Origin of the sequence: Paraburkholderia sp. CNPSo 3272, assembly GCF_024206495.1 — a bacterium.
Taxonomy (GTDB): Bacteria; Pseudomonadota; Gammaproteobacteria; order Burkholderiales; family Burkholderiaceae; genus Paraburkholderia.
Window position 1 is genome coordinate 13,796 of the sequence record NZ_JAMBPQ010000031.1, and the last position, 26,320, is coordinate 40,115.

The following is a 26,320-nucleotide window of genomic DNA, read 5'->3' on the forward strand; positions in this document are numbered from 1 at the left end:
ATCAACCGTCTACGCCGACGATCACGCTGGATGCCTTGAAGAGCGCCGCGGCCTGCTTGCCGGCCGCGAGGCCTAGACGATCGACGCTATCGTTCGTCACGATAGCCGCGATCTGCGCGCCGCCCGGCGCCGCGAGCACGACTTCCGCATTCACCGCGCCCTTTGTGACCGACGAAACCGTACCCGCCACGACGTTGCGCGTGGACACCTTGCTCGCATCGCCGTCGACCATGAGGATCACCGACGATGCCTTCACGAGCGCGAAGGCCGGCTTGCCAGCGGCGAGACCCAGTGAAGCGGCGCTGCCATGCGTGATGATCGCGACGATCTCGAGGCCGCCGTCGGCACGCAGCGTGACTTCGTCGTTGACAGCGCCAGCCTTGACCGCGCTGATCTGGCCGGAGAAATGGTTACGCGCGCTGGTACGCATGAGGGCCTCCACAATTGAACAGAACAATGAACCCCGAAGAACTGGACCCCCAGTTTAGCCGTGTCAATGTGACGCGCACAGGCACTGATCGCCAAAATAGCGAATCGCACCAGCACATGGATACAGCAGTCCATCGTAATATATTGACCTTTATAACGCACGGGTATCGAACATGTTTATCCGCAAGCTGGCGGCCTCAGTCGTCGTGATGAGCGGTGTGATGGGCGCGATGGGTGCAAGCGCCAACGCATTCGCCGACGAATCCGATGTCAACGTGCTCTATGCAGGCTCGCTCGTGAACCTCATGGAAAAGAGCGTGGGCCCCGCGTTCGAAAAGGAAACGGGCCTGCATTTCAAGGGCTACGCAGCCGGCTCGAACAAGATCGCCAATGAGATCAAGGGCAAGCTGCGCCGCGGCGATGTGTTCATCAGCGCGAGCCCGAAGGTCAATGCGAGCCTGATGGGCGAGCCCAACGGCAATCACGTTACGTGGTACGTGAATTTCGCCGAATCGCCGCTCCTCGTCGGCTACAACGCGAAGAGCCGTTTCGCCAACGACTTCAAGACGAAGAAGTGGGATCAGGTGCTGCAGGAACCGGGCATCCGTCTTGGCCGCACCGATCCGAAGCTCGACCCGAAGGGCGCCTTCACCGTCGAACTCATGACGAAGGCTGCGCAGGCGTACAACCAGCCTGACCTCGTGCAGAAAACACTGGGCGCGCCGGATAATCCCGAGCAGGTCCTGCCGGAAGAAACGCTCGTTGGCCGTCTGCAGTCGGGTCAGCTCGACGCAGGCTTCTTCTACTCGACCGAAACGTCCGACCTGAAGATTCCGGCGATCCACCCCGCGCCGGAACTGAATATCAAGGCGAATTACACACTCACGATTCTCAACGACGCGCCCAACAGCGCCGGCGCCGCGCGCTTCGTGAACTTCCTGCTTTCGGCGGAAGGCCGCAAGCTGCTCGCCGAGCACGGCGTGGATGTGACCAGGCCTGCCGTCAACGGCCGGACCCAGGCGATCCCGCCGTCGGTGCAAGCCGTAATCGACGCCGCACAGCAATGACACAAGCCGCACAGCGTGCCGGGCAGGTTGCCGTGAAGCGCGCCCAGCCGCTCTGGTGGCTCGGCGCGCTGCTCGCGGTCTATCTGTGCGCGCCGTTCGTCGCGAGCATTCCGCAGATCGGGCAGGCGGACTGGGCCGGCGTCGACTGGCACGCCACCTGGTCGGCGGTTGGCGTATCGGTCGCGAGCGCGAGCGTGGCCGCGCTCATCATTCTGCTGGGCGGCGTGCCGCTCGGCTACTGGCTCGCGCGTTCTCGCGCGCGCGGCATTGCCCTGCTCGGCTTCGTCGTGCAGTTGCCGCTCGCGCTGCCGCCGCTCACGAGCGGCGTGCTGCTGCTGTTTCTCATCGGGCCGTATAGCGGCATCGGCCAGCTCTTCGGCGGCTCGCTCACCGACTCCTTCACGGGCATCGTGCTCGCCGAGACCTTCGTGGCGGCGCCCTTCCTGATCGTCGCGGCGCGCTCGGCGTTCAGCGCCGTCGATCCCGTGTACGACGACGTCGCCGCCACGCTCGGCCATCACGCCGCCAGCCGTTTCTTTCGCGTCACGCTGCCCATCGCCTGGCCCGCCATCCGCGCGGGGCTCGCACTCTCCTGGCTGCGCGCGTTCGGCGAATTCGGCGCGACCGTGATGGTCGCGTATCACCCTTATTCGCTGCCTGTGTATACGTACGTCGTATTCGGCGGCCAGGGCCTGCCCGCGATGATGCCGCTCCTGCTGCCCACGCTCGGCATTGCTATCATCTGCGCGGTGCTCTCCGTCTATAGCCGCAGCACACGCTCGACGATGGCGGTGAGCCTGGACAACGGCGACGAGCTCACCAATATCACGCCGGCCGCCACCGCGGCCGAAAACGCCGGCCTGCGTCTTGCCTTCGCGGCGCGCCGGCATCTCGGCGCGTTCACGCTCGATGTGGCGTGGCAGCCGCAAACGCGCCGGCTCGCGATCATCGGCCCTTCGGGCTCGGGCAAGTCGCTCGCGCTGCGCATCATCGCCGGGCTCGAGCGCAACGACGCGGGCTCTGTCACGCTCGGGGCAACCGACCTCGGCGCGCTGCCGCCCGAGCGCCGCCAGATCGGCTACATGCCGCAGGATTACGGGCTCTTCCCGCACATGACGGTGGCGCAGCAGCTCGCGTTTCCCGTCGATGCCGACGCGGCCAGCGCCCGCTACTGGCTCGCGCACCTCGGCCTCGACACGCTCACCGAACGCCTGCCTCGCCAGCTCTCGTTCGGCCAGCGCCAGCGCGTGGCGCTCGCGCGCGCGCTCACGCGGCACACGCAACTGCTGCTGTTCGACGAACCGTTCGCCGCGCTCGACACGCCGCGGCGCCGGCGTCTGCAGCAGTCGTTGCGGGCGCTGCAACGCGAGGTCGGCGCGGTGACGGTGATCGTCACGCACGACCCCGACGAAGCGGCGCTGCTCGCCGACGAAGTGCTCGTGATCGAACAGGGAAGCGTGCTGCAGGCGGGCGCCGTGGCCGACGTATTCCAGCGGCCCGCCACGCTGCGCGTGGCCGAACTGCTCGGCCTGCACAACGTCGGCGAGGGGATCGTGCGGGCTGGCGGCGCAATCGAAACGCCGACGGGACTGAATCTGCCCTGCGCCGATACCTCGCTCGCGGTGGGCACGCGCGTAATGTGGCGAGTCTCGCCGCGCGCGCTCGTCGCGACGCAGGAAGGCGCGTGGCAAGGGCGTATGGCGGGCACCTCGCTGCGTCATGGCGACCGCTACGTTACCGTCGAGATCGCTGGCGAAACCTTCGATATCGCCGCAGAAGATGCGCCGGCATCGCATGCTGGCGATCTGCGCTTCTCGATCGACGCGAACGGCGTGCTCGCCTGGCCGGCGCCGCAGGGCGCCTGATTTACGGCTCCTGAAAATGCTCACCTTTCGCGGCGACATACCTGCACCGTTGTTGCAGCTGATGACAACAGAGCCCCTCAAACAGGGGCTTTTTGCATAAGCGGTTAGCGATCCGATACGCAGTTCTGCACCATTGATCACGCTTCCCGAAAACGCTCACCTTTAGGCGTCTCGCGCCCAGGCGCGCAAGGTTTTGACTGCCAACACCTGGTAGTCGGCAATATTCGGATGCCTTAACCTGGGACTACCAGGAAAATCTTGCGCGCTGGAACCAGGTTCTCCTGTCCATCTGGATCGCGAAACTTTCGCAGCCGATCACGCGCGACGGTGATTTCGGCACGCTTCGTCGACGAACCGTCTCGATGCCAGGCACACGGCTCCCGGATCTTCTCACCGATGACCGCGGCGCCGTGCTCAGATCATGAAGCGGCTGTCTTCCACGAGCACGCGCGGCAACGGTTGCAGGTCGGTGCGCGCGAAGCGCACCAGAGAAAAGGCGCGCAGACCTTGCGGGCTCGACGGCAGACGCGCGAGCGGGAACGTGATCGAGGCGCTGTTGCCCGGGCCGCCGTTTGCGAGCAGGACGTTCATCGGACTCAGGCAGATCTCGCGCATTTCGACGTTCGTGTATTGCGCGGGATTCGCGAGCACCCTGCAGATCACCGTAAGCTGATGTTCGAGCGCTTCGCTCTTGAGGCCGAGTGCGGCGATCTCGCTCTCGTTCTGCGCAATCTGCGCCTCGACCTTGGCCACTTCGGCGGCGTTTGGCACGGCGTGCTCGCCCAGCATGCGTTGCGTCCCCGCGCCGTGACGCGTGAGCAGTTGCAGCCGCGTCCTGAGCAGCGCACGCTCCTGTTCCAGCACGTCGCGGCGCGACTCGTCGGCGCCGATCAGTGCGAGGCCTTCCAGGGCGATCTGCTCGACCACGCGCTGCACGATCTGCTCGCGAAGGTCGCTTTCGGTTTCGCCGCACACGCGCACCTGATGGTCGTCGAAGCTCAACGTCGTCTGCATGACATCGGTGTGCACCTCGTCGCCATGCTGCTCGGCACCGAAGGCACGCCGCTCGTTCAGGGCCATGCCGAGCACCGCGTAAGTCTCGCGCGCAAGTGGATGAGCCTCGAACCAGGCATGCAGTTCAGGCGAGCGGCTCAGCACATGGCCGACCTCGTCGGGCGCAGCGAAAAACGCGTGGATATAGGGGTCGCTCGACCAGGTGGCGGCGCTCGCTTCGCGCGCGGGTGGCATGCGCTCCACCACCTCGCGCACGTACGCGACCGATTGCGCGAGCGCGGGGGCGAGCCGCTCGCGCCAGGCGGGCACGAGCTTGAGCGTAGGGCTGAGCACGAGCAGACGCTCGATCAGCGCCTGGATTTGCGGCGATTCCGGCACCTGCTTCGCGCGCGCGCGCGGCCAAAGCCTGTCCAGGATACCCATGGATAACTCCGTTGCAGACCGCTCGAACGCGGCGGCGGTGAAGCGCAGGGCGCACAACGAGGCCTCTTGTCGCGAATGACTATACCGCGAATCACGGCCCCGCCGCGGCGACGCTGCCGCGGCGCAGCAACGCCGGGCGTTGCGGTCATGTTCCCGGAAACACTCACCTTTTGGTTACGTGACGCGCGTCACAGAAACCTCAACCTGGCCGCCGATGTGCGCAACAGTGCAACGCAAAACTGCGCAGCGCACACCGCAGTGAACCGATGCTCCCGCACACGCTCACCTTTGGTTTTCTTTTGGACGCTCGCCCTGCGAACAGGTTTGTGCAGTGCTTCGCCGACCATTCCCGTATGGACTCACCGTTGGAACATTGCGGTGCGGTGACTGCTCCCGAATATCCTCACCGTCGTGACAGTATGTGCATATCCATCTGCAATCCGAACCAAATTGATCGACTGAGACGATTCGGTCAACGGCTTTCCTCTGCCTTTCAGCGACTGTGGCGCACGCAACGAATCGCGATGACATGTCAACGAGGCGTTTCCAGGCACGCCAATTGCGCAGGGGCGCTCGGCGCGCGCACGGCGGCCTCGGGAAAAACCCCGCTTGCTGCGTGCGCAACCCCCGAAGCATCAGGCAGAAGCGATCTCGTCTTGCGTTTTAGACGGTTCGTTCAATTGACAGTGGTCAATGTCATGATCCAATCTTCTGCGCATAAATACGACACAGGGAGGCAGACAAATCATGGAGAGCATTGTCCGCAGCAGCTTGATGCTGGCCGCGGCCGCGACCCCTTTGCTGGTCGCCTGCGGCGGAGGTACCGCCAGTAATCCGGCACCCATCACCCCGGCGCAATGCTCGGGTTCGTCATGCGCTAACCAGGGCCCGCCTAGCAGCGCACCCACGGCCACGGCGCTGTGTCCCGCCGCGGCGGACATCGCGGCCAACACGTACCTGGGCGGCGCCGGCAGTGGCGAGGTCGTGAGCCTGAACATCGACCCGACGAAGATGACGTACAAGCTCACGTTCCTCGCCTCGCCCATTCCCGTGGCCGCGAGTTCGGTGCAAAACACACGTGCGGGTCTGACGATCACGGGCGCCGTGCAGCATCCGCCCGCGGGCTCGCTGCCAACCGCGGCGCAGATCACGTGTGCGTTCCAGCTTCAGGCGGGTACGGGCACGATCAACGGCAGCACCTACACCACGGCGTACAACGCCAACAATCCGCCCACGATCTATGTCGGCTTTGGCGTGGCGGGCGGCGGCATTCCGGGCGCGACCGTGAACATCGACGGCGACACCACCGCAAATCTGCTCTTTAGCGGCGTGGCGCCGCGCACGTTCGACTTCTATCCGTTCATCGGCTTTTCTTCGGTGAGCACGAGCCTCGCCGATCTCAAAGGCTCGTATAACGCGCTGCTCTATCACATCCTGCCTTCCAGCAGTTTCGCGCCGGCGGCGAAGGTCACACAGGAGCAGTACGACGCCAGCGGCAATTGCAGCGTGCCCAGCGGCGCGACCAACACGAGTTGCGCAACCGCTGCGAATGCATGGACGGCGAGCACGAGCGGCAGCTATTTCGACAGCGCCGACGCACCGCAGATCGAGACGCCCACACCGTTGCCGTTCCCCTTGAGCCTCGGTAACAACGTGATCGTCAGCCGCCAGGGGGGCGCCGGTCACCTGATCCTCGGCAAGCTCAACGGGGCCATCGTGCCCGTGGTCGTGCGCACCGGCTACGTCAACGAAACCATCAGCCTGAGCAACCAGATCGCGGTGGACGACGAGTCCGGCATCGCCCTGCTCGCGCCCGCCACGAAGCTCACGTCGGGCGCGTTCGACGGCAGCTACATTGGCGCGGACTCGAACTTCGCCTACACGGCAACGCTCATCAACGGCCAGCAGGCCGGCTTCCTCAAGCCTTCGACGATGACGACGCAGAGCCAGTTCACGCTCGACTATACGCAGACGCACCCCGGCCTGATCGGCGTGACCGATACCCAGGGCAAGGCGGGCAACCTGATTGCGGCGGGCGGCCTTTACGGCATCTTCATCAACGGCGAGGAAAACGGCGGCGTCACGGCCAGTTCGGCGAACAGCGCCACGCCCAATCAGCCTTACTTCGGTGTCGGTGCGCTGATCCAGCCACAGTAGTCCATCAGGCGGTCGTGGCAGCCCAATCTGCCACGACGGCCATAACTTCGCACTACGAATGACTGGCAGGCGCTCTCGCCAACAACAAGATTCTGGAGACGCGGTATGAAATGGAAACTTTTAGCGGCGCTCTCGATTGCCGCACCGATGATCGCTGCGCTCAGCGCATGCGGTGGCGGCAACGGCAGCAGCAGTAGCCCTCCGCTCGTGGAAGCAGCGCTTTGCCCCACCTCGCTCGACTACAACACGGTGTACACCGGCGGCGGCGGCGACGGCGAACTCGTCAAGCTGCAGCTCGACACGGCCAAAATGACCTGGCAGATCACCTATGTCGAGTCGCCGATCCCGCAGACCACCGGCACTGTGACGCCCACGCGAAAAGGTCAGCTCGCCACCGGTACGCTGACGGCAGAAACCGGCCTGCCCACGGCGAAGCTCAATCAGTGCGCGTTCCGCCTGAATGGCGCGAGTCTCGATCCCAATCGCCCCGCACGCGTCTTCATCGGCGAAGGGGTCGCGGGCGGCACGATTCCGGGAGCCGAGATCGCGTACAAGGGCTCGGGCGGTATTGGCGTCGTGCCGGACACGACGTTCCCGTACTACCCGTTCATCGGCTTCTCCGCGATCGAAACGAATCTCGCAAACGTCGCCGGCACGTACAGCCAGCTCGGCTATCACCAGGTGCCTTCGCAGAATTTCCAGCCCGCAGCAGTCGACGCAAAGATCACGATCAACGCCAACGGCACCTGGACCGAATGCGACAACACGGGCGTGAACGCCGGCAAGTGCCAGCAGCCCGGCACCAACTTCGCGCAGTCGGCCGACGGCAGCGGCGCGTTCGAAACCGATCACTTCCAGGGGCAGGTCAAGCCGACGCTCGTCACCACGGAGCCGGCCGGCAAGGGCTTCATGATCGTCGGCAAGTTGCGCGGCCAGCTCGTGCCCGTGCTCGTACGCACCGGCGTGGCGTATCCGCAAGTCGGTGTCGATCCCCAAAGCGGCGCCACGGGCCCGGTGGCCGACGACGAATCGGGCATCTCCGTGCTCGCGCCCCAAACGGCCATCGCGCAAGGCTCGCAGAACGGCGAATACATCGGCGTGGACAGCCAGTTCGACTATCGAACGCTCGCGCTGGAAGGCACGCAGGCCACGCTGCTCGATCCGTTCAACGCCTCGCAGGCCGCACTCGCCACGGCCCTCGATCTGAACTTCACCCAGACCGTACCGGGCACGGTGACGACCACGCACGTGGGCGCCTCCACCGGCTCGGCACCCACCGGCAAGATGATCTTCACGGGCGGCGTGTTCGGCTACCTCGACATGACGACGCCATCGAACCCGTACTTCACGGCCGGCGCGTTCGTTCAGTAAGGATCACAAAGCAACGCATCGAACAATAACCGGCGCGGCGAACCGCGCCATTCACGAGGTGGCCACTCCCGGCCGTCGCGCAAGGCGGCGGCGGCCGGGCCACAAAGGCGCGCGCAGCAAAGGCGGACGACGCATGCCAGACATCCCGAAGCATGCATCGAGCCGTCCCGCGCGCGGGTAAGGCGCACCCGTTCCTGGGAGGGACATGATGAAACGCATTGCAGTGGCGGCGCTGACCGCCGGGCTGACGGCGAGTGCGTATGCACAGCACGCCGGCGACAACGTCGTCGCACTCGGCTGGTTTCACGTCACGACGCAGCATTCGAGCACGCCGCTCACCACGGACGTCGCGCCCGTGCCGATCAACACGCCGCTGCGGCTGCCCAGTTCGTTCACTTCGGCGGGCACGGGGCTTTCGGCATCGAATGCGGATACGGTCGGCCTCGTCATCAGCCACTTCTTCACGGACCATATCGCGCTTACCTCGGTGGCGGGCGTGCCGCCCACATTCAAGCTCTATGGTCACGGCACGATCAAGCCGCCAGGCCCCGCGGGCGCGCTCGGTAGCCAGAATCTCAGCGACCCGGCGACGAACCCCATCGTCGGCAGCGTGCGCCAATGGAGCCCGGCGCTGATCTTCCAGTACTACTTTCGCGACGCCGATGCGAAATTCCGCCCGTTCCTCGGCATCGGCGTGTCGTACAACTGGTTCTCGGATATCCAGCTCAATCCGAACTTCGTGAAGGCCACCCAGGACGATCTCGGCTCCGTGCTCGCGGCGGGCGCGGGCAAGTCGGGGCAAACGCAGATCAGCGCAAAGGCGTCGTCATCGTGGTCGCCGGTTTTCAATCTCGGGGCCACCTACAACGTCACGAAGCATCTGGGGATCGTTGCGTCGGTCACCTATATTCCGCTGAAGACGACGTCCTCGGTGATCGTCAAGGCAGCGGACGGCAGCGAGCTCGGCGTGAGCCGGGCCGACCTCAAGGCTGATCCGATCATCTCGTTCCTCGCGCTTTCTTACCGCTTCTAAGGGCGCGTCGTGCCGGCGCAACGGCGAGGAGGCGCATGCGCGTAAGGGCGAGAAAGCCTGCGGCAAAGCGCGCACCTTTGCGTGCGCTCGCGTGCTCGCGGCCGCTCGCGCTAAAATCGCGGCATGCCGAAAACGCCCAAAGCCCCCGTGACCGATACCGCGCCCGAGCGGGTCACCGACAGCGAATACACCGTCGACGAACTCGCGCGCGTGGCGGGCACGACGGTGCGCAACGTGCGCGCCTATCAGGACCGCGACCTGCTCATGCCGCCCGAGAAGCGCGGACGCGTCGGCATTTACAACGATTCGCACGTTGCGCGGCTCAAGCTCATTCACCATCTGCTGGCGCGCGGCTACACGCTCGCCAACATTCAGGATCTCATCCTCGCGATCGACGACGGCGGCGACCTGCGCTCGATCCTCGGCCTGGAGAATGCGATTGGCGGTCCCTGGTCGCATACGCGGCCGAAAACGTATTCGCTGCCGCAGCTCATCAAGCTGTTCGGGCCGCAAGCGCCGAGCAGCCTTTCGCGTCTCGCGGACCTCGGGCTGCTCGAACGCCAGGGGCTGTCGTTCGTCTCACGCAATCCGGGCATGCTCGACGCCGCGGCGGCCACCGTGCGCGAGGGCATTCCCGCGCGCGAGCTGCTCGACGTGCTCGAAGAAACGCGTCCGCATTTCGACGCCATCGCGCGCGTGCTGGTGGAAATGGTCGTGCGCCATCTGGATCGCTACGATCAGGGCGCGCTGCCCCCCGCCACGGACATGCCCGCGCTCGTCGACGCGATCTGGCGGCTGCGCCCGCTTTCCACGGTGTTCGTCGAGCACGAGATCCTGCGCGCGCTCGAAGCGCAGTCGAGCGACTATCTGGGCGGCCGGGTCGCGACGATCCTCGACAAGACGCTTGGGCGCGAGCGCGCAGGCGAAGCCGCGCCTGCCAGCGCCGCGAAGAAACGCGCGCCCAAAGCCGCGCCTCGCAAGAGCGCCGCGCGCGCGCCGGCTGCCGCAAAACTGGCTCGCCCCGCGAAGAAAACCGCGCTCAAGAAGCGTTAAACGCGCACGTGCCTCTCCTCGTTTCTGCTTCCCCGAGCGCGTGAAAGGCCCCGCCAGGCAGCCTTTCACGCGCTGGCCTCTCCTTGCGCCCCTACTGTTGTTGATGTGTTAGAGCGCTGAATCTAGCCCCTTGCGCATCGGCATCGATCGCACTATGTTTACATCCATCAATGTCACAGTCACAGATGGATCGACAACAGGGAGACGCACCGGATGAACGCACCCGCCCATACCGGCGACGCGATCGGCATCGCCATCATCGGCACTGGCTTTGCCGGCCTCGGCATGGCGATCCGCCTGCTGCAAAGCGGCAACCAGGACTTCGCGGTATTCGAGAAGGCCAACGCCGTGGGCGGCACCTGGCGCGACAATCATTACCCCGGTTGCGCCTGCGACGTGCAATCGCACGTGTACTCGTTTTCGTTCGCACCCAATCCGCGCTGGACGCGCATGTTCGCGCCGCAGCCCGAGATTCGCTCCTATTTGAACCGCTGCGTCGATCAGTTCCGGCTTTTTCCGTGGCTCAACTTCGGGCACGAACTCACGAACGCGACATGGGACGAAGCCGCGCACTGCTGGCGCCTCGGGTTCGCCAATGGCCGGCGCGTCACCGCGCGCGTGCTGATCTCGGGCATGGGCGGCCTTTCGCGCCCCGCGTTGCCGGCGATTGCGGGACTCGACACCTTTGAGGGCAAGGCCTTCCACTCGCAGCACTGGGACCACGACTATGGGCTCGAAGGCAAGCGCGTCGCCGTCATTGGCACGGGGGCAAGCGCGATACAGTTCGTGCCGCAGATCGCGCCTCGCGTGGCGCGACTCTCGCTCTTCCAGCGCACGCCGCCTTGGATCATGCCCAAGCCCGACCGCGCCATTTCGGGCCTGGAACGATGGCTGTTCCGCACGCTGCCCTTCACGCAGGCGCTCGCGCGCGCGGGGCTTTACTGGATGCTCGAAACACGCGTGCTCGGCTTCGCGGTGCATCCCGCGCTCATGAAGAACGTGCAGAAGCTGGCGTTGCGCCATATCCGCCACCAGGTGCTCGACCCCGAACTGCGCGCGGCCGTGACGCCCGACTACACGATCGGCTGCAAGCGCGTGCTCATTTCGAACGACTACTATCCGGCGCTCTCGCGCAAGAACGTGCAGGTGGTGACGAGCGCGATCGAGCGTGTAGATCGCACCGGCGTCGTGACCGCCGACGGCGTGCATCACGAGGTCGATTGCCTGATCTACGGCACCGGCTTTCAGGTGGCCGATCCATTCCCGCCGGGCACGATCGTGGGCCGCGGCGGCATCGATATCGTCGAGACCTGGCGCAACGGCGCGCATGCCTATCTCGGCACGAGCCTGCCTGGGTATCCGAACTTTTTCATGCTGGTCGGCCCGAACACCGGCCTTGGCCACAACTCGATGGTGTTCATGATCGAATCGCAGATCGAGTACGTGCTCGGCGCGCTCGCCGCCATGAAGCACGACGGCGCCGATTCGATCGACGTGCGGCCGTATGTGGAAGCGCGCTACAACGAGCGCATCCAGAACAAGCTTGGCCGCGCGATCTGGTCGGTGGGCGGCTGCAAGAGCTGGTACCTCGACCCGCGCAACGGCAAGAACACGACGCTGTGGCCCGGTTTCACCTGGCGCTTTCGCCGCGCCACGGCGCGCTTCTCTATCGCCGATTACCAGGTCTATCGCGCGCCGCACGTCACGCAGCACGACGCGCCGCTCACCGTCGCCACGCAACCCACTGAAGCCGCCTGAAGAGGCGCAATCGCCCCCCCGGAGCCGCCCATGAAACGCTTTGACAATAAAGTCGCCGCCATCACCGGAGCCGGCTCGGGCATGGGCCGCGCGCTCGCGCTCCAGCTTGCCGGCGCCGGCTGTCATCTCGCGCTCGCCGACCGGAACGCCCCGGCGCTCGAGGAGACCGCTCGCATCGTGGGCGCGCTTGCCCCTTCAGTACGCGTGAGCACGCGCGTGCTCGACGTGAGCGAGCGCGACGCCGTATTCGCGTGGGCCGACGAAACAGTTGCCACGCACGGCGGCATCAACCTCGTCTTCAACAACGCGGGCGTCGCGCTGTCGAGCACCATCGAAGGCATGGCGTACAGCGACCTCGAGTGGATCGTGAATATCAACTTCTGGGGCGTCGTGCATGGCACGAAGGCATTTCTGCCGCATCTGAAGGCGAGCGGCGACGGGCACATCGTCAATACGTCGAGCGTGTTCGGTCTTTTCGCACAACCAGGCATGAGCGGCTACAACGCGACCAAATATGCCGTGCGCGGCTTTACCGAAGCGCTGCGCCAGGAACTCGACATGATGCGCTGCGGCGTGTCCGCGACCTGCGTGCATCCGGGCGGCATTCGCACGAACATCGCGCAATCGAGCCGCGTGGCCCACAACATGGTCGGCTTTATGGTGGCGAGCGAGCAGCAAGGCAAAGACGACTTCGAGAAGTTCTTCATCACCACTGCCGACGACGCTGCCCGCACCATCCTGAACGGCGTGAGGCGCAACGCGCGGCGCGTGCTGATTGGCCGCGACGCGCGCGCAGCCGACTGGCTCGCGCGCACGCTGCCCGCCGCGTACCAGGCGCTGATCGTGATGAGCGCGCGGCGCGAAGCCGCGAAGGCGCGCCGCCGCGCCGCGCGCGGGTCCGCCGCCACGCAATGAACAACAGCAGGCACACAACAGGGAGCCACAACATGATGCCGATACGGCGCGACATCCGCTTCGCATTACCGCCCGAAAGGGCCTGTGACTGGCACGTCAAGGGCGTGCCGGTCACCCACTTCTTCAACGCGCTTTCGCTGCTCTTTCCCGCGGGCGAGCGCTTCTTCATGGATTCGGTGCGGCACTATCGCGACCGCATCGAGGACCCCGAACTCAAGAAGCAGGTCATGGGCTTCATCGGCCAGGAGGCGATGCACACGCGTGAACACGTCGAATACAACGACTTGCTGCAGGCGGCGGGCTTGCCTGCGCACAAGCTCGACAAGCGGTTGTGGGCCATCCTCAACTTCGCGCGCAAGGTGTTGCCGCCTTCGCTGCAACTCGCGCAAACCGTGGCGCTCGAACACTACACGGCCATGCTCGCCGACCTGCTGCTCGCCGATACGGGCACGCGCATCGAAGGCTCGGTGGCGGGCTACAAGCAGATGTGGCTTTGGCACGCGCTGGAGGAAACCGAGCACAAGTCGGTCTCGTTCGATGTCTGGAATCTCGTGGTCGAGCCAGGCGTCAAGCGCTATTTCATGCGAACCGGTACGATGCTCGCCACCACGGTTCTCTTCTGGCTCATCGTGTTCGACTATCACCTCGCGCTCTTGCGCGCGCACCGCCGCCGCCTGGGCAAGGTGCGCGGCATATGGAAGCTCGTGAAGTTTCTCTACGGGCCGCGTCACGGCGTGTTTCCCGGCATCGCGCTCGAATGGCTGCGCTTTTTCAAGCCCGGCTTCCATCCGTGGGATCACGACAACCGGCGCCATCTCGCGCGCATCGACGGCCTCGTTGCGCAGATCGACGAGACCAACGCGCAGTACGCCTCGCGCGCCGCCCCGCGCCGCGTGCCGCTGCATCCGGCGGCAACGCCGCGCGCGGTGTGAGCCGCGTCATGCGTGGCGCGCCCGAACCCGTGTTCGTCCAGTCCGACGACGTGCGCCTCGCGGTTTACGTCAGCGGGCCCGACGATGCGCCGCCCGTCGTGCTCGTGCACGGCTACCCCGACTCGGCGCGCATCTGGAGCGCGTTGCGCAGCGAACTGGAGGCGCAATTTCGCGTCATCGCTTACGATGTGCGCGGCATGGGGGCTTCCGAAGCGCCGCGTGCGCGCTCTGGCTATGTGCTCGCACAACTCGCGCGCGATCTGCTTGCGGTCGCCGATGCAACCTGCGGCGCGCGCGCGTTTCATCTGCTGGCGCACGACTGGGGGGCGATCCAGTGCTGGGAGGCCGTGACCGATCCGGCGAACGCCGCGCGGATCGCTTCGTACACCTCCATATCCGGTCCTTGTCTCGACCACGTTTTTCTCAAGCCGCGCGTTCCTGCGCAGTTGCTGAAGTCGTGGTACATCGCGTTCTTTCATCTACCGCTCGTGCCCGAACTCGTCTGGCGGCTCGGGGGCGCGGCGTTGTGGCCGTGGTGGCTGCGCAAGACCGAGTGTGTGCGCGTCGAGCCGGATCCCCAGCGCTTGCGCAACGCGCTCAATGGGCTGCAACTCTACCGCGCGAACTTTCTAGCGTGTGCGCTGCGTCCGCGCGAGCGCCGCACACGCGTTCCGGTGCAGTTCATCGTGCCGCGTTTGGACCGCTATGTAACGCCGGCCATGTCCGAAGGCATCGAGCGCTGGCTTGGACAACATCAGCGCGAGATTATCGCCGCGCCGCATTGGGCCGTGGTGAGCGAGGCGCGGCAGATCGCGGCGCGCTTCGTACGTTTTGCCACGTGCGCTTCGCCATGCGAGCAACGCTTCGAATCCAACCTGCACACAGAGGACCGCCAGTGAACCCCGTTGCCCTGCCTGTCGCGGTCGTTGCCGCCGGCGTTGCGCTTGCCGCAGGAAGCGCTGCGCTTGCCGCATTCTCGCGACGCGCCACGCGCCGCATCGAAGCGGCCGTGCCGATGGACGGCCAGCTGATCGACATCGACGGCGACCGCATTCATTACGTCGAGTACGGCAGCGGACCGCCGATTGTGTTCATACACGGCCTGAGCGGGCAAATGCGCAACTTCGCGTGGCTGCCCATGCAGGCGCTCGCACGCGAGCATCGCGTGATACTCATCGACCGCCCAGGCTCCGGCTACTCCATACGCGGGCCACACGCATCGGCGAACATCTGCGCGCAGGCGCGCACGGTCGCGCGCTTCATCGAAGCGCTGGGTCTCGAATCGCCGGTGCTCGTCGGGCACTCGCTGGGCGGCGCAATCGCGCTGGCCGTGGCGCTCGATCATCCGCACGCAGTTTCGCGGCTCGCGCTGATCGCGCCGCTCACGCACGTCCAGACCGAGGTGCCCAAGGCCTTCCGCGCGCTCGTGCTGCGCTCGCAGGCCATGCGCCGCTTCGTGGCGCGCACGTTCGCGACCCCCATCGGACTCGCGACCAGTTCCGCGGTCCTCAAGCAGGTGTTCGCGCCCGAGGCCGTACCGGGCGATTTCCGCACACGCGGCGGCGGACTCCTGAGCTTGCGGCCCAGCGGCTTCTACAACGCCTCCGCCGATCTCGTCGCGATTGAAGACGCCGATGATCTCGTGCAGATGGAACAACGCTACGCAAAACTGAGCGTTCCCGTTGATGTTCTGTTTGGCCGTGACGACGTCGTGCTCGACTGGACCCGACACGGCGAGGCGCTCAGCCGCCTCACGAGCCAGGTGACGCTCAAGGTGATGAGCGGCGGCCATATGCTGCCCGTCACCGCGCCGTCCACGACCTACGACTGGCTGCTCTCCGCGCTCTCGGGCACAGTGCACGCGAGCCACGCGCGCGCGATCGAGGCGGATGAGTCGCGCACGGACATCGGTTCGCCGGCACCGGGCGTGTTGGGCAATCCGTCTGTGACTTAGCCGGCCTCGCCACACGGCGTGCGCTGCGTGAAGAGGAAATCGCGAAGCCGAAAAATGCGTCGGCCCGCGTGCGAACGCGCGGGCCGCAAGCATTCATCAAGGGAGACAGGAAATGAAAATTCAGAAAGCGCGGACGTTCATCGCGTGTGCGGCGCTTGCGCTCGCCAGCAGCACGGCATTCGCGCAAGGCAAGGGCGCGCAAACAAGCGACGCATCGCAAAGCGCAACGTCCGCCGCCGACGTCGCGAAACTGAGCGTCGATCAACAGGTACGCTGGCTGCAGCGCGCGCAGAAGAGCGACGCGCTCACGAAGATGGACGACGTGCAACTCACCGCGCTTTTCGAAGCGTTCGATCCGCTCGTCGTGCCCACGCTCATCAAGCTCGGCCCGGCGGGCTATCCCTCATATGAATTCGTGCTGTCGCGCTGGGAGCGCCTGAACGGCAAGTGGCCCGCGAAGCCCGCGCACATGCTCGTGAAGCTCGAGCACGAGCCGCTGCGCATCTACGCGAAATGGCTGCCCGACGGCGATCATTCCGGCGAGGAGGTGATCTACGACGCCTCGAAGCGCAGCGACGAAATGTACGGACACCTCGGCGGCCTGCTCGGCGTGATGCCGATGTGGACCGCGCTCGACGGTACGCTCGCGCGCTCGCAGTCGAATCACAAGATCACGGATCTCGGCACCGAATTCATCGTGAGCCAGTTCATGACCGACGCGAAGAAGTACGTCGAAGTGGGCGCGTCCTACAAGCCGCAAGTCGAGGTGAAAACGATAGATGGCGTACGTGTGGTGGCGCTGACCTACGTTTCGCCGAGCGGCAAGCCGCAGTACTACGCGAAGAAGCAGACGCTCGGGCTGGACCTGCGGCATCCGTATTTCCGCACCGTCGAAGCCTACGGCGACGACGGGCAGATGTTCGAAAAAATCGTCATCGACAGCATCACGCCGAAATCCTTCGACGACGAAGCATTCGATCCGAAGAATCCCGATTACAAGTTCTGAAACCTGGGCTACGAGAACAAAGGTGAGGCTTTCCGGGAGGAGCGCACGACATTCGACTCCTGGAACTCCTCACCTATCGTTGTATCGGTGAACTCACGATGCGGTGAATGACTCACCGCCGCGCGCGCTCAACGATACTTCTGCAACTCGGCATCGGTGATCGGTTGCGCCGGCAGGTTCAGCATGCCCGGCAAGTCGTCCAGCTTCGGCAAGCCGCTGACATTGGCCCAACGTCCGCCCGAGCCTTGGTAAATAAGCGTAGGCGTACCGTCGAAACCGAGGTCTTGAAAGAGCTTGATGTTGTCGTCGAGCTTGTTCTTGTCGGCGGCGGAAATGTGCGCGAGCGGTGCGATGCCGCCCGATTCGTCCTTCTCCGAGTAGTGCGTTTCCAGCTCTTTAAGCAGCGCGGGGCCGTCTTTCGCCTCCAGCAGAGCGGCCGCCTTGCCCGCCGAATCGGGTTTCAGAAAGCCCATAGGAATCCAATGCACCTGCAGGCCGACCGCTTCATACGGTTGCAGCGCTTTCCACACCAGGTGACAGTAAATACAGTTTGGGTCCATAAAGACATAAAGCGTCGACTTCACGTTCGACCCATTCGCGCCTTCTACGATCGCACTCGCATTCTGCAGGCTTGCAGCCGCCGTTGCGGGCAACCAGGTGGGCTCAGGACCCGCGGCGGCCATGGCGCCGGCGCTCATGGCCAGTGCGCCTGCGGCGATCAGCATGCGTGTGAACTTCTTCATTCTTTTCCTCTGACCTGGATAGCGCGTCACGTCGCGCGTCTGTGAAGCGAAGGCTCGTATCTTATGGTCGGGCCGTGGCACGTCACTGACGCCAATATGGCAAAGGCGTCAGGTGAGCAGCAAAGGTGAGAGTTTGCGGGAGGACGTTGGACCTAGAACTTGAACCGCAACTGAAACCCGATGGTAAACGGCAGATCGTCAGACGGTATCGGCGGAATGACGATGAAGTTCACGCCCACGCGCTTGTACGCGACCATCACGATAGGCGCGACCACGGGCCCGATCGTATGGTCGTGGCCGAGACCCCAGTTGCCATAGTTGTAGCCGGAGATGATGCCGCCCATCGCAGCGAGCCGCACGAAACCCCAGTGCAGAAACTCGGGCGCCCACACTGCGCCGCCATAATAAGAGGGCCGGCGCAACGAGTTGCGAAAACCGCCTGCCGTGAGCGCCCACGTGTCGCCGGGCCAGCATTCGATGCCGAGGCCCGGATTGAATTGTTCGAAGTCCTTGTCGGGATGGATGTGGTACGAGCCCACCATCGCATCTACCCACAGGCCCGAACTACACCAGTTCGCCGCCTGCGCCGACTGCGCCGTGCCGAGCAGCAGCAGCGGCAGGAGCAGCAGGGCAGCCGCCGCGCCGCGTTTCGTTCTCTTCGCCTGCGTTGTCGCCGTCGTTCTCGTTCTGGTTGCTGCGCCACCTTGCTTCTGCCAAAACCGCATGGGCTCTCCGTCCTTTCTTGCGCCGATCCGCCAAGGGATCGCCTGTTTTCTGGTTGCTGGTTCGCGGTGAATGACGAACTGTACCGCAACCCGATGCGTGCGCAGTGGAGTCCAGGCTCGGATCCGGCAACTCGCTCGCCGCCGGCACGGTGCCATGCGCAGCGAGTTGCCCCGATGAAAGCGAAGCGTCAGAGGCCGAGGTCGGAAAGGCCCGGATGGTCGTCGGGACGGCGCCCGAGCGGCCAGTGATAGAGACGATCCGTCTCGCGGATCGGCAGGTCGTTGATCGATGCGTGACGGCGCGCCATCAGGCCGTTCGCGTCGAATTCCCAGTTTTCGTTGCCATACGAGCGGAACCAGCTGCCCGAATCGTCGTGCCACTCATAGGCGAATCGCACCGCGATGCGATTGTCCGTGTACGCCCATAGCTCCTTGATCAGGCGATAGTCGAGCTCGCGCGCCCACTTGCGCGTGAGAAGTTCGACGATGGCCCCGCGGCCCGTCACGAACTCGGCGCGATTGCGCCACACGCTTTGCGGCGTGTAAGCAAGCGAAACGCGTTGCGGGTCGCGCGTGTTCCAGCCGTCTTCCGCTGCGCGCACTTTCTGTATGGCGCTCTCGCGCGTGAACGGCGGCAGCGGCGGACGCACTTCGGGCGAATCACTCATGGTCTTGCTCCTTGCGTTGGGCGGCGCGCCGTGGCGGTGCGCGCGATGGGGATCGGTTTTGGGATTGGCTTGGGGAATCGGAACCGCTTTTCGGTGTGAGAGCGTCGAGCAACGATCGGCCTGCCGCGCGTGCGTCGAGCGCCGCATCGGGGTCGCCGCTCACGAGTGCGACGCCGATCGCGCCGTCGATCAGGATCAGCCATTGCCGCGCGAGACGGGCGGCGATCCGGCGATCTGCGCCGACGCTCGCGACCCACGCCTCGCACTGTTCGCGCACGAAGTCGAGCAGGCGTTCCTTGTGTTCGCGCGCGACCACGCGCACCGGGTCGTCGGGTGACGCGATTTCTCCGGCGGCGTTGAGAAACGCGCAACCGTGAAAGCCCTCGGACGTGAACCACTCGCGCAATACGTCGAACATGCCGGCAAGGCGTGCCTGCGGCGTGCGTCCGCGCGCGAGCGTACCGGCGACGAACCAGCGCATCCAGCGCTCGTCGCGCCGCGAAAGCGCAGCCGCGACTAATGCGTCCTTCGATTCGAAATACGTGTAGAAGCTCTTGCGCGCCGCCCCCGCCGCGCGAACGATCGCGTCGACGCCCGTTGCGTGAATGCCGCCCGCGTAGATCAGCGCCTCGGCGGCTTCGAGCAGGCGCTCGCGCGCATCGGCCTGCGGCGCGTCTGCGTTCGCTTCGGTGTTCGTTACGGCGGGCGGGCTCATGGCTAGTCTCGTTGGGCGCGATTGCGGCGGGATTGCGAAGGTCAGCGGGAGAATGATCGTTCTCCCAGTCCGCAATGTAGAACGATCATTCTCCCAAGTCAAGACACTTTGCTGTCGCGCGCGCTGCGCTGCGCCCTAACGCGATCCCACAGCCCGCGTCCTGAGACCGCGAACACGGCGACCACGACCAGGGTGAGGCCGAGCACGCGCGTGAGCGTAAGCGGCTCGCCGAGCAGCACCGTGGCCAGCGCCACGCTCGACACCGGCGCCACCGCGGTAAAGACTGCGGCCTCGCCGCCCGGCACGCGCGCCGCGCCCGCATACCAGAGCCAGAATCCGGCCACCGTCGGCACGAGCGCGTAATACGCCACGCCGAGCAAGGCGTTCAACTGCACGGTGTGAGCCGCGCCAAACCAGCCGGGCAGCGCGCACAAGCCCGCTACGACGAAGCCGATGCCCGTCATCGCGCTCGCCTGCGCAAGGGGCGGCCACGGTTGCGAAAGCCGTTTGTTCAGCAGGACGAACAGGCTTTCGCACACGACGGCGCCAAGGATCATCGCGTCGCCCGTGAGCGAGCGAGCGCCATCGCGATGCTCGCCGGGCGCGAGTGTGATCATCGCCACGCCGAGGCTCGCGATCGTCACCGAAACGAGCGTCCTTGCGCGCAGCCGCTCTCCGAGCACCAGCGCCGCCGTCAACGCGCAGACCGCCGGTAGCGTGCCGAGGATGATGCCGGCATCGCTCGCCGAAGTACGCTGCGTGCCCGCGATCAGCAAGACCGTATAGCCGACGCTGCCGATCGCAGCCTGTGAGACGAGCAACAGCGCGTCGCGCAGGCCGGGACGCGGAAACGCCGTACCGGTCAGACGCATGAGCAGCAGAAAGACCGGCAACGCCATCCCGAAGCGCAGCGCGGTGGCCGGCAGCGGATCGAGCCCGGCGCCGATGGCCTTGCTCGCAATGACCGTGCTGCCCACGGTGAGCATGGCCGCCGTCAATTGCGCCTGCGCGACGGATCGGGGGGAGAGGGTCAAGCGCCGCGCGTTTTCGCGCGACGGCAATCGGTTCGACATGGAGCGCTCCTCGTGGTGATACGCCTGTATAGGCTCACCACGACGCGCCGTCTTGGATCGTTGTGCGTCAGCGGATGATGCGCGTGCGACTCATGCCGCGCGCAAGCCGGTAACGCCCCGGCGATACGCCGAACTGTCGCGCGAACGCGCGGTTCAAGTGGCTCTGGTCGCAAAAACCGGCGGCCAGCGCGGTCTGCGCCGGGGCATGACCCGCCTTGAGCAGGCGCCGCGCGAGCGCCACGCGGCGATGCAGGATGTAGCCGTGCGGCGCGACACCGAACGCACGCAAAAAGCCGCGATGGAGCTGGAAGCGGCTCAGCCCCGCCGCCTGCGCGAGTTCGGCGAGTGAGAACGGTTGGGCCGGGTCGGTGTCGATCATGTCGCGCACGCGCGCGAGCGACGCCGGTGAGCACTGCGCGAGCACGCGCCGGTGGCCGAGCGCCTCGACGAGCCGCGTGATCACCTCGAGCGCGGCGGCGTCGAAGGCCATCTGCGAGAGGTCATGGCCTGGGTCGGTGACATGAGTGAAAGCCGCATCGAACAGCGCGCGCAAACGCGGCTCGCTGATCACCGGCGCGTGGAGCGCAAAAGTGGCGTCATCACCTTGCGTGATGTCGGCTTGCAGCGCGTCGACCCAGCGCGGCTCGAAATACAACATGCGCCACGTGCGTCCGGCGGCGTCGAGCGGGCGGCCGTCGTGCACCTCGCCCGGATTGACGAGGATGAGGTCGCCCGACACGGCCTCGACCTGGCCCGCATCGCTGAGCGAGACATGGCCGCCGCGATCGATCACGCCAATGCCGTACTGGTCGTGCGTGTGACGCCCGAACGCGCGCGCCGTGGCGGCCGTCATCGCGTCGACGTCGCGCACGAGCGTGGCGTGAAAACGCACGGCGTGGTTCGTGGCTGGCATGGTCGGCTCTCCGCTCGTTCGGGCTCCAATCGGCGTATGAGACCCGAGTTTCGCGCGGCGCGCAATGTGCGCGTGACCTGGACAAAAAACTGCGCGGGTCGCCGCGATCCGGCCCCGCCGCGATATGCTTCGCGAACCGGATGGAAGAAACGCACGTCGCCAAACGTCATTACGGATGTCGACAAGTCAAAGGGAGATGAGATGAAAGACCGGCCGCCGGTATCGCTTGCGCCTCTCGTTCGCGGTTCGCGCCGCGCCTTCTGCGTGGCGCTGTGCACAGCGAGTCTCGCCGCCTGCACGCCGCTGCGCGTGGTCACGCACAGCGTGAGCCGCACGGAAGCCGACGTGCCGGCGGGGCACTACGTGATGGATGCGCATCACTGGAGCGTCGTGTTCGACGTCGATCACTTCCACTACACGCGTTTCGTGATGCGCTTCGACCGCGCGCAGGCGACGCTCGACTGGCAGGCAGGCGGTCTCGAAGCGGCCTCGGTCGCCGCGACCATCGACGCCACCAGCCTCGACACCAACGTCGGCGCGCTCGACACCATGGTCAAAGGATCGCAGATGCTCGATGTGCAGCGCTATGCGCAGATCCGCTTCACGAGCACACACTTCGAGCGCACGGGCGAGGGGCGCGGCACGCTCACGGGCAATCTCACGATCCGCGGCGTGACGCAACCGGTGACGCTCGACGTCACCTTGAACGGCTACGCGCCGAATCCGCTCACGAAGCAGCCTACGTTAGGCTTCACCGCATCGGGCCATTTCAAGCGCTCGGCGTTCGGCTTGACGAGCTGGTATCCCGCCGTGGGCGACGAGATCGACGTGCGCATCGAGGCCGAATTCGAGCAGCCGGTTCCGGGCGCAGCGCCGTAACAGCCTCTTCAAATCAATGCGCGTTCAGGCCGTGGTCCAGTCGAGAATCACCTTGCCGCTCTCGCCCGAGAGCATGGCCGCGAAGCCCTTCTCGTAGTCGTCCACGTTGAAGCGGTGCGTGATGATGGGTGAGAGATCGAGCCCGCTCTGCAGCATCGCGACCATCTTGTACCAGGTCTCGAACATCTCGCGACCGTAAATGCCCTTGATTTCCAGCCCCTTGAAGATGACCTGGTTCCAGTCGATGGCGGTTTGCGCGGGCGGAATGCCGAGGAGCGCCACCTTGCCGCCGTGGTTCATCGACTCGAGCAGCGCCGTAAACGCGCTCGGCACGCCCGACATTTCGAGGCCCACGTCGAAGCCTTCCGTCATGTGCAGTTCGTTCATCACGTCGCGCAGCGACTCGCGGGAAACGTTCACGGCTCGGGTCGCGCCCATCCTGCGCGCAAGCTCGAGCCGGTAGTCGTTGACGTCCGTGATGACGACGTTGCGCGCCCCCACGTGCTTCGCGATCGCCACGGCCATGATGCCGATCGGCCCCGCGCCTGTAATCAGCACGTCCTCGCCCACGAGGTTGAACGAAAGCGCCGTGTGCGTAGCATTGCCGAACGGATCGAAGATCGCGGCGAGATCGTCGGAGATCTCGGGCGGAATCTTGAACGCGTTGAAGGCCGGAATCACGAGGTATTCGGCGAACGCGCCTTCGCGGTTCACGCCGACGCCCGTGGTATTGCGGCATAGGTGACGCCGCCCCGCGCGGCAATTGCGGCAAAAGCCGCAGGTGATATGCCCTTCGCCCGACACGCGATCGCCAATCTGGAAGCCGCGCACCTCCTGGCCCATTTCGACGATCTCGCCCACGTATTCGTGGCCCACGTGCATCGGTACCGGAATGGTCTTCTGCGCCCAGTCGTCCCATTTCCAGATGTGGATGTCCGTGCCGCAAATCGCGGTCTTGCGGATCTTGATCATCACATCGTTGTGGCCGACTTCGGGCTTCTTCACGCGCGTGAGCGTGAGTCCGGGCGCGCGTTCGAGTTTGGCGAGTGCCTTCATTTGATTCGCAATCCTTGTTAAATCACGCCGAGCTGCTTGCCGACCCGCCCAAACGCCTCGACGGCGCGACCGATCTGCGCGGACGTGTGCGCGGCGCTCATCTGCGTGCGAATGCGCGCGCGGCCCTTGGGCACGACGGGATACGAAAAGCCGATGACGTAGACGCCCTCGTGCAGGAGCGCATCTGCCATTTTCGAGGCGACCTGGGCATCGCCGAGCATCACCGGAATGATCGGGTGCTCGCCGGGCACGAGCGTGAAGCCGAGCGCGCTCATTTCGCGACGGAACTGCGCGCCGTTCTCTCGCACCTGGCGGCGCAGTTGTGCGCCTTCGTCGCTCGCAATCAATTCGAGCACCGCAAGCGTCGCGGCCGCGATGCTCGGCGTGAGCGTGTTGGAGAAAAGATAGGGGCGCGAGCGCTGGCGCAGCAGGTCGACGACTTCCTGCTTCGCAGCGATATAGCCGCCCGACGCGCCGCCCAGCGCCTTGCCCAGGGTGCCGGTAATGATGTCCACGCGCTGCAGGACGCCACAGTGCTCGGGCGTGCCGCGCCCATGCTCGCCGATGAAGCCCACCGCGTGCGAGTCGTCGGCCATCACGAGCGCGTCGTAGCGGTCCGCGAGATCGCAGATACCCTTGAGGTCGGCAATGATGCCGTCCATCGAGAACACGCCGTCGGTGGCGATGAGCTTGTAGCGCGCGCCGGCTTCGTCGGCTTCTTTCAGCTTTGCTTCGAGGTCCGCAAGATCGTTGTTCCGGTAGCGATAGCGGCGCGCCTTCGAAAGGCGCACGCCGTCGATGATGCTCGCGTGGTTGAGCTCGTCGCTGATGATGGCGTCTTCTTCGCCGAGCAGCGTTTCGAAGAGGCCGCCGTTCGCGTCGAAGCAACTGGAATAGAGAATGCAGTCTTCGGTCTGCAAGAACGTGGCGAGCGCGCTTTCGAGCTGCTTGTGCACGGTTTGCGTGCCGCAGATGAACCGCACCGACGCCATGCCGAAGCCATCGCGCTCGAGGCCGTCTTTCGCGGCGGCGATGAGCCGCGCGTCATTGGCGAGGCCGAGGTAGTTGTTCGCGCAGAAGTTGAGCACGTCGCTGCCGTCTGCGAGCCGGATGTCGGCCGACTGCGGCGTGGCGATCACGCGCTCGTTCTTGTAGAAGCCATCGGCGCGAATCTGGTCGAGCGTCGCGCGCAAGTGGTCGAGATACGGGGTACGCATGAATCGTGCTCCTCACATCGCTGCGGCCTGCCGCAGTTTTGCTGCGACAGGCCTGCGGTTTGTCTGCAGTTTGCTATAGTCGCCGTCAGCCGCTGGCGAAAATTTCCTTTATTTCGAACCTAAGTTCGATATGTCGAACGCACTCTAATCGATGAGGCCGTGAATGGCAAGCACCCGCAAACCGCGCACCGCCCCGGCAGGCACCGTTATTGACGCACCGGCGTCGGCCGTATCCGCGGCGACCAACATACCGCCTGCTTCCGCCATACCGGCCATCGCGCCGCCGCGCGTGGGCGAGCAGATCCAGCGGCTGCGCACCGAGCGCAAGATGACACTCGACGACCTTTCGCGCGCCGCGGGCGTCTCAAAATCCATGCTATCGGAAATCGAGCGCGACAAGGCGAACCCGACCATTGCCGTGGCATGGCGGCTCACGAACGCGCTGGGCGTCAAACTCGATTCGCTGTTCGCCGCCCCTAAGGCGCCCGAAGCGATCGCGGTGGCCGGGCCGCACGACATCCCGACGCTGCACGGCCACGACGCGGGTTACCAGTTGCGCGTGTGGGGACCCATTGAGCTTGCCGGCCACTTCGAATGGTATGAGCTGACGCTCAAGCCCGGCGGGGCGCTGGTTTCGGCCGCGCACGAACCCGGGACGCGCGAGCATCTCACGGTGCTGCAGGGAAGCATCGAGGTCGAGGCGGCCGGCGCGACGCAGCGCCTGAAGGCCGCGGACACGGCGCGCTACATCGCCGATCAGGCGCATGCGATCCGCAACGCCGGCAAGGGCGAGGCGCGCGCGCTGCTGGTGGTGATCCACGGCTGACGGCCCGCCTCACCACTGGGCCCAAGCCGAACTGACGAGGCTGCGCGATCGGTCCGACTACTGTATATTTATACAGTGAAAGTCCGACTGGAGCCGTCGATGTCCCTCCCAACCGAACTACCGCGTGAGCCCGCTCTGGCGGCCTTGCGCTTTCAGGCCGCCGCACGCGACCTCGAACACATCGTTCGCAACATCGCGCAGCGTTATATCGCGCGGCAGGTGCCGCTAACGTGGCGCCTGCTGCACGCCATCGAGGCCGAAGCTCTCGCGGATCTCGGCTTCGCCAGCCGTCACGACGCCCTCATGCTCGGCCTCTTTCAGCGGCCGGGCGACCTCGCCTGGCCGGAAACGGACGAGAACGTCGACTTCGGACACTCCAACGCGTTGCCGGCCGTATTTGCATTCGCCGTGTCGGCCTACGAACGCGCCGCGCAGGGCGCGGAAGAATCGCACCGGCTGGCAAGACGCCACGACGCGGTGCGGCGTGCGAGGGCTTGGGGTGGCTGATCCCAGGCTGGCGAGGCAGCG

At 65.4% G+C, this 26,320-nt stretch carries 25 protein-coding genes; 15 read left to right on the forward strand and 10 right to left on the reverse strand.

Annotated features, from left to right (window positions below; genetic code table 11):
* Position 1: 1 nt before the first annotated feature.
* Positions 2-430, reverse strand: a complete 429-nt coding sequence (locus M3I53_RS28040; protein ID WP_069261529.1) for a molybdopterin-binding protein — start codon at positions 428-430, stop codon at positions 2-4.
* Between the two features lie 172 nt (positions 431-602).
* Here M3I53_RS28040 and M3I53_RS28045 point away from each other — a divergent pair, with 172 nt between their 5' ends.
* Both M3I53_RS28045 and M3I53_RS28050 read left to right on the forward strand, forming a co-directional pair.
* Positions 603-1,496 carry an extracellular solute-binding protein gene (locus M3I53_RS28045; protein ID WP_375542598.1) on the forward strand — a complete coding sequence of 298 codons (894 nt, stop codon included), beginning with the start codon at positions 603-605 and terminating at the stop codon, positions 1,494-1,496.
* A complete protein-coding gene (locus M3I53_RS28050) occupies positions 1,493-3,361 on the forward strand; it encodes an ATP-binding cassette domain-containing protein (RefSeq protein WP_254319117.1) in 1,869 nt (622 codons plus the stop codon). The genes M3I53_RS28045 and M3I53_RS28050 overlap by 4 nt, the downstream gene beginning before the upstream one ends.
* A gap of 414 nt (positions 3,362-3,775) precedes the next feature.
* Here M3I53_RS28050 and M3I53_RS28055 read toward each other — a convergent pair whose 3' ends face one another.
* Positions 3,776-4,798 carry a hypothetical protein gene (locus tag M3I53_RS28055; protein WP_254319118.1) on the reverse strand — a complete coding sequence of 341 codons (1,023 nt, stop codon included), beginning with the start codon at positions 4,796-4,798 and terminating at the stop codon, positions 3,776-3,778.
* A 747-nt stretch (positions 4,799-5,545) separates the two neighbouring features.
* On the opposite strand from M3I53_RS28055, the gene M3I53_RS28060 reads away from it, so the two are divergent.
* The 10 genes from M3I53_RS28060 to M3I53_RS28105 all read left to right on the forward strand — a co-directional run bounded on the left by M3I53_RS28060 (position 5,546) and on the right by M3I53_RS28105 (position 16,977).
* Positions 5,546-6,955 (forward strand): DUF2957 domain-containing protein, encoded by a 1,410-nt coding sequence (locus tag M3I53_RS28060; protein ID WP_254319119.1) that lies wholly within the window; start codon positions 5,546-5,548, stop codon positions 6,953-6,955.
* A gap of 105 nt (positions 6,956-7,060) precedes the next feature.
* Positions 7,061-8,326, forward strand: coding sequence for a DUF2957 domain-containing protein (locus M3I53_RS28065; protein ID WP_254319120.1), 1,266 nt, complete (start codon positions 7,061-7,063; stop codon positions 8,324-8,326).
* 208 nt (positions 8,327-8,534) lie between these two features.
* On the forward strand, positions 8,535-9,359 hold the full coding sequence (locus M3I53_RS28070; RefSeq protein WP_141710540.1) for an OmpW family protein: 825 nt from the start codon (positions 8,535-8,537) through the stop codon (positions 9,357-9,359).
* Between the two features lie 123 nt (positions 9,360-9,482).
* Complete coding sequence (locus M3I53_RS28075; protein ID WP_254319121.1) at positions 9,483-10,412, forward strand: MerR family transcriptional regulator; 930 nt, start codon at positions 9,483-9,485, stop codon at positions 10,410-10,412.
* 213 nt (positions 10,413-10,625) lie between these two features.
* Positions 10,626-12,170, forward strand: a complete 1,545-nt coding sequence (locus tag M3I53_RS28080) for an NAD(P)/FAD-dependent oxidoreductase (RefSeq protein ID WP_254319122.1) — start codon at positions 10,626-10,628, stop codon at positions 12,168-12,170.
* 30 nt (positions 12,171-12,200) lie between these two features.
* Positions 12,201-13,085: an SDR family oxidoreductase gene (locus tag M3I53_RS28085; RefSeq protein ID WP_254319123.1), complete on the forward strand. Its 885-nt coding sequence runs from the start codon at positions 12,201-12,203 to the stop codon at positions 13,083-13,085.
* Between the two features lie 32 nt (positions 13,086-13,117).
* Positions 13,118-14,017, forward strand: coding sequence for a metal-dependent hydrolase (locus M3I53_RS28090; RefSeq protein WP_254319124.1), 900 nt, complete (start codon positions 13,118-13,120; stop codon positions 14,015-14,017).
* Between the two features lie 8 nt (positions 14,018-14,025).
* Positions 14,026-14,916: an alpha/beta fold hydrolase gene (locus M3I53_RS28095; protein WP_254319162.1), complete on the forward strand. Its 891-nt coding sequence runs from the start codon at positions 14,026-14,028 to the stop codon at positions 14,914-14,916.
* Positions 14,917-14,927: 11 nt separating this feature from the next.
* Positions 14,928-15,971, forward strand: coding sequence for an alpha/beta fold hydrolase (locus M3I53_RS28100; RefSeq protein ID WP_254319163.1), 1,044 nt, complete (start codon positions 14,928-14,930; stop codon positions 15,969-15,971).
* 112 nt (positions 15,972-16,083) lie between these two features.
* Complete coding sequence (locus tag M3I53_RS28105) at positions 16,084-16,977, forward strand: DUF1571 domain-containing protein (RefSeq protein ID WP_254319125.1); 894 nt, start codon at positions 16,084-16,086, stop codon at positions 16,975-16,977.
* 128 nt (positions 16,978-17,105) lie between these two features.
* Here M3I53_RS28105 and M3I53_RS28110 read toward each other — a convergent pair whose 3' ends face one another.
* The 6 genes from M3I53_RS28110 to M3I53_RS28135 all read right to left on the reverse strand — a co-directional run bounded on the left by M3I53_RS28110 (position 17,106) and on the right by M3I53_RS28135 (position 21,814).
* The gene (locus M3I53_RS28110; protein ID WP_254319126.1) at positions 17,106-17,702 is read right to left on the reverse strand and encodes a thioredoxin fold domain-containing protein; all 597 of its coding nucleotides are present in this window, start codon (positions 17,700-17,702) and stop codon (positions 17,106-17,108) included.
* 170 nt (positions 17,703-17,872) lie between these two features.
* Complete coding sequence (locus M3I53_RS28115; RefSeq protein WP_254319127.1) at positions 17,873-18,445, reverse strand: hypothetical protein; 573 nt, start codon at positions 18,443-18,445, stop codon at positions 17,873-17,875.
* A gap of 188 nt (positions 18,446-18,633) precedes the next feature.
* Positions 18,634-19,113, reverse strand: coding sequence for a nuclear transport factor 2 family protein (locus M3I53_RS28120; protein WP_254319128.1), 480 nt, complete (start codon positions 19,111-19,113; stop codon positions 18,634-18,636).
* Positions 19,106-19,828, reverse strand: a complete 723-nt coding sequence (locus M3I53_RS28125; RefSeq protein ID WP_254319129.1) for a TetR/AcrR family transcriptional regulator — start codon at positions 19,826-19,828, stop codon at positions 19,106-19,108. Before M3I53_RS28125 ends, M3I53_RS28120 begins: the two co-directional genes overlap by 8 nt.
* Positions 19,829-19,926: 98 nt before the next feature.
* Positions 19,927-20,901 carry a DMT family transporter gene (locus M3I53_RS28130; RefSeq protein ID WP_083244992.1) on the reverse strand — a complete coding sequence of 325 codons (975 nt, stop codon included), beginning with the start codon at positions 20,899-20,901 and terminating at the stop codon, positions 19,927-19,929.
* A 67-nt stretch (positions 20,902-20,968) separates the two neighbouring features.
* A complete protein-coding gene (locus tag M3I53_RS28135) occupies positions 20,969-21,814 on the reverse strand; it encodes an AraC family transcriptional regulator (protein ID WP_254319130.1) in 846 nt (281 codons plus the stop codon).
* A 201-nt stretch (positions 21,815-22,015) separates the two neighbouring features.
* Here M3I53_RS28135 and M3I53_RS28140 point away from each other — a divergent pair, with 201 nt between their 5' ends.
* The gene (locus M3I53_RS28140; protein WP_254319131.1) at positions 22,016-22,693 is read left to right on the forward strand and encodes a YceI family protein; all 678 of its coding nucleotides are present in this window, start codon (positions 22,016-22,018) and stop codon (positions 22,691-22,693) included.
* Between the two features lie 24 nt (positions 22,694-22,717).
* Here M3I53_RS28140 and tdh read toward each other — a convergent pair whose 3' ends face one another.
* Together tdh and M3I53_RS28150 are read right to left on the reverse strand one after the other, a co-directional pair.
* Positions 22,718-23,749, reverse strand: coding sequence for an L-threonine 3-dehydrogenase (gene tdh, locus M3I53_RS28145; RefSeq protein ID WP_254319132.1), 1,032 nt, complete (start codon positions 23,747-23,749; stop codon positions 22,718-22,720).
* A gap of 17 nt (positions 23,750-23,766) precedes the next feature.
* Positions 23,767-24,966, reverse strand: coding sequence for a glycine C-acetyltransferase (locus M3I53_RS28150; protein ID WP_254319133.1), 1,200 nt, complete (start codon positions 24,964-24,966; stop codon positions 23,767-23,769).
* Positions 24,967-25,129: 163 nt separating this feature from the next.
* On the opposite strand from M3I53_RS28150, the gene M3I53_RS28155 reads away from it, so the two are divergent.
* Entirely contained in the window at positions 25,130-25,792 is a 663-nt protein-coding gene (locus M3I53_RS28155) for a helix-turn-helix domain-containing protein (RefSeq protein ID WP_254319134.1), read from the forward strand.
* 99 nt (positions 25,793-25,891) lie between these two features.
* Positions 25,892-26,299, forward strand: coding sequence for a DUF2471 family protein (locus M3I53_RS28160; RefSeq protein WP_254319135.1), 408 nt, complete (start codon positions 25,892-25,894; stop codon positions 26,297-26,299).
* Positions 26,300-26,320: the final 21 nt, after the last annotated feature.

Coding starts and splice junctions, on each gene's coding strand:
- M3I53_RS28040 (WP_069261529.1), bottom strand. CDS start 430: ATGCGTACCAGCGCGCGTAACCATTTCTCCGGCCAGATCAGCGCGGTC.
- M3I53_RS28045 (WP_375542598.1), top strand. CDS start 603: ATGTTTATCCGCAAGCTGGCGGCCTCAGTCGTCGTGATGAGCGGTGTG.
- M3I53_RS28050 (WP_254319117.1), top strand. CDS start 1,493: ATGACACAAGCCGCACAGCGTGCCGGGCAGGTTGCCGTGAAGCGCGCC.
- M3I53_RS28055 (WP_254319118.1), bottom strand. CDS start 4,798: ATGGGTATCCTGGACAGGCTTTGGCCGCGCGCGCGCGCGAAGCAGGTG.
- M3I53_RS28060 (WP_254319119.1), top strand. CDS start 5,546: ATGGAGAGCATTGTCCGCAGCAGCTTGATGCTGGCCGCGGCCGCGACC.
- M3I53_RS28065 (WP_254319120.1), top strand. CDS start 7,061: ATGAAATGGAAACTTTTAGCGGCGCTCTCGATTGCCGCACCGATGATC.
- M3I53_RS28070 (WP_141710540.1), top strand. CDS start 8,535: ATGAAACGCATTGCAGTGGCGGCGCTGACCGCCGGGCTGACGGCGAGT.
- M3I53_RS28075 (WP_254319121.1), top strand. CDS start 9,483: ATGCCGAAAACGCCCAAAGCCCCCGTGACCGATACCGCGCCCGAGCGG.
- M3I53_RS28080 (WP_254319122.1), top strand. CDS start 10,626: ATGAACGCACCCGCCCATACCGGCGACGCGATCGGCATCGCCATCATC.
- M3I53_RS28085 (WP_254319123.1), top strand. CDS start 12,201: ATGAAACGCTTTGACAATAAAGTCGCCGCCATCACCGGAGCCGGCTCG.
- M3I53_RS28090 (WP_254319124.1), top strand. CDS start 13,118: ATGATGCCGATACGGCGCGACATCCGCTTCGCATTACCGCCCGAAAGG.
- M3I53_RS28095 (WP_254319162.1), top strand. CDS start 14,026: ATGCGTGGCGCGCCCGAACCCGTGTTCGTCCAGTCCGACGACGTGCGC.
- M3I53_RS28105 (WP_254319125.1), top strand. CDS start 16,084: ATGAAAATTCAGAAAGCGCGGACGTTCATCGCGTGTGCGGCGCTTGCG.
- M3I53_RS28110 (WP_254319126.1), bottom strand. CDS start 17,702: ATGCTGATCGCCGCAGGCGCACTGGCCATGAGCGCCGGCGCCATGGCC.
- M3I53_RS28115 (WP_254319127.1), bottom strand. CDS start 18,445: ATGCGGTTTTGGCAGAAGCAAGGTGGCGCAGCAACCAGAACGAGAACG.
- M3I53_RS28120 (WP_254319128.1), bottom strand. CDS start 19,113: ATGAGTGATTCGCCCGAAGTGCGTCCGCCGCTGCCGCCGTTCACGCGC.
- M3I53_RS28125 (WP_254319129.1), bottom strand. CDS start 19,828: ATGAGCCCGCCCGCCGTAACGAACACCGAAGCGAACGCAGACGCGCCG.
- M3I53_RS28130 (WP_083244992.1), bottom strand. CDS start 20,901: ATGTCGAACCGATTGCCGTCGCGCGAAAACGCGCGGCGCTTGACCCTC.
- M3I53_RS28135 (WP_254319130.1), bottom strand. CDS start 21,814: ATGCCAGCCACGAACCACGCCGTGCGTTTTCACGCCACGCTCGTGCGC.
- M3I53_RS28140 (WP_254319131.1), top strand. CDS start 22,016: ATGAAAGACCGGCCGCCGGTATCGCTTGCGCCTCTCGTTCGCGGTTCG.
- tdh (WP_254319132.1), bottom strand. CDS start 23,749: ATGAAGGCACTCGCCAAACTCGAACGCGCGCCCGGACTCACGCTCACG.
- M3I53_RS28150 (WP_254319133.1), bottom strand. CDS start 24,966: ATGCGTACCCCGTATCTCGACCACTTGCGCGCGACGCTCGACCAGATT.
- M3I53_RS28155 (WP_254319134.1), top strand. CDS start 25,130: ATGGCAAGCACCCGCAAACCGCGCACCGCCCCGGCAGGCACCGTTATT.
- M3I53_RS28160 (WP_254319135.1), top strand. CDS start 25,892: ATGTCCCTCCCAACCGAACTACCGCGTGAGCCCGCTCTGGCGGCCTTG.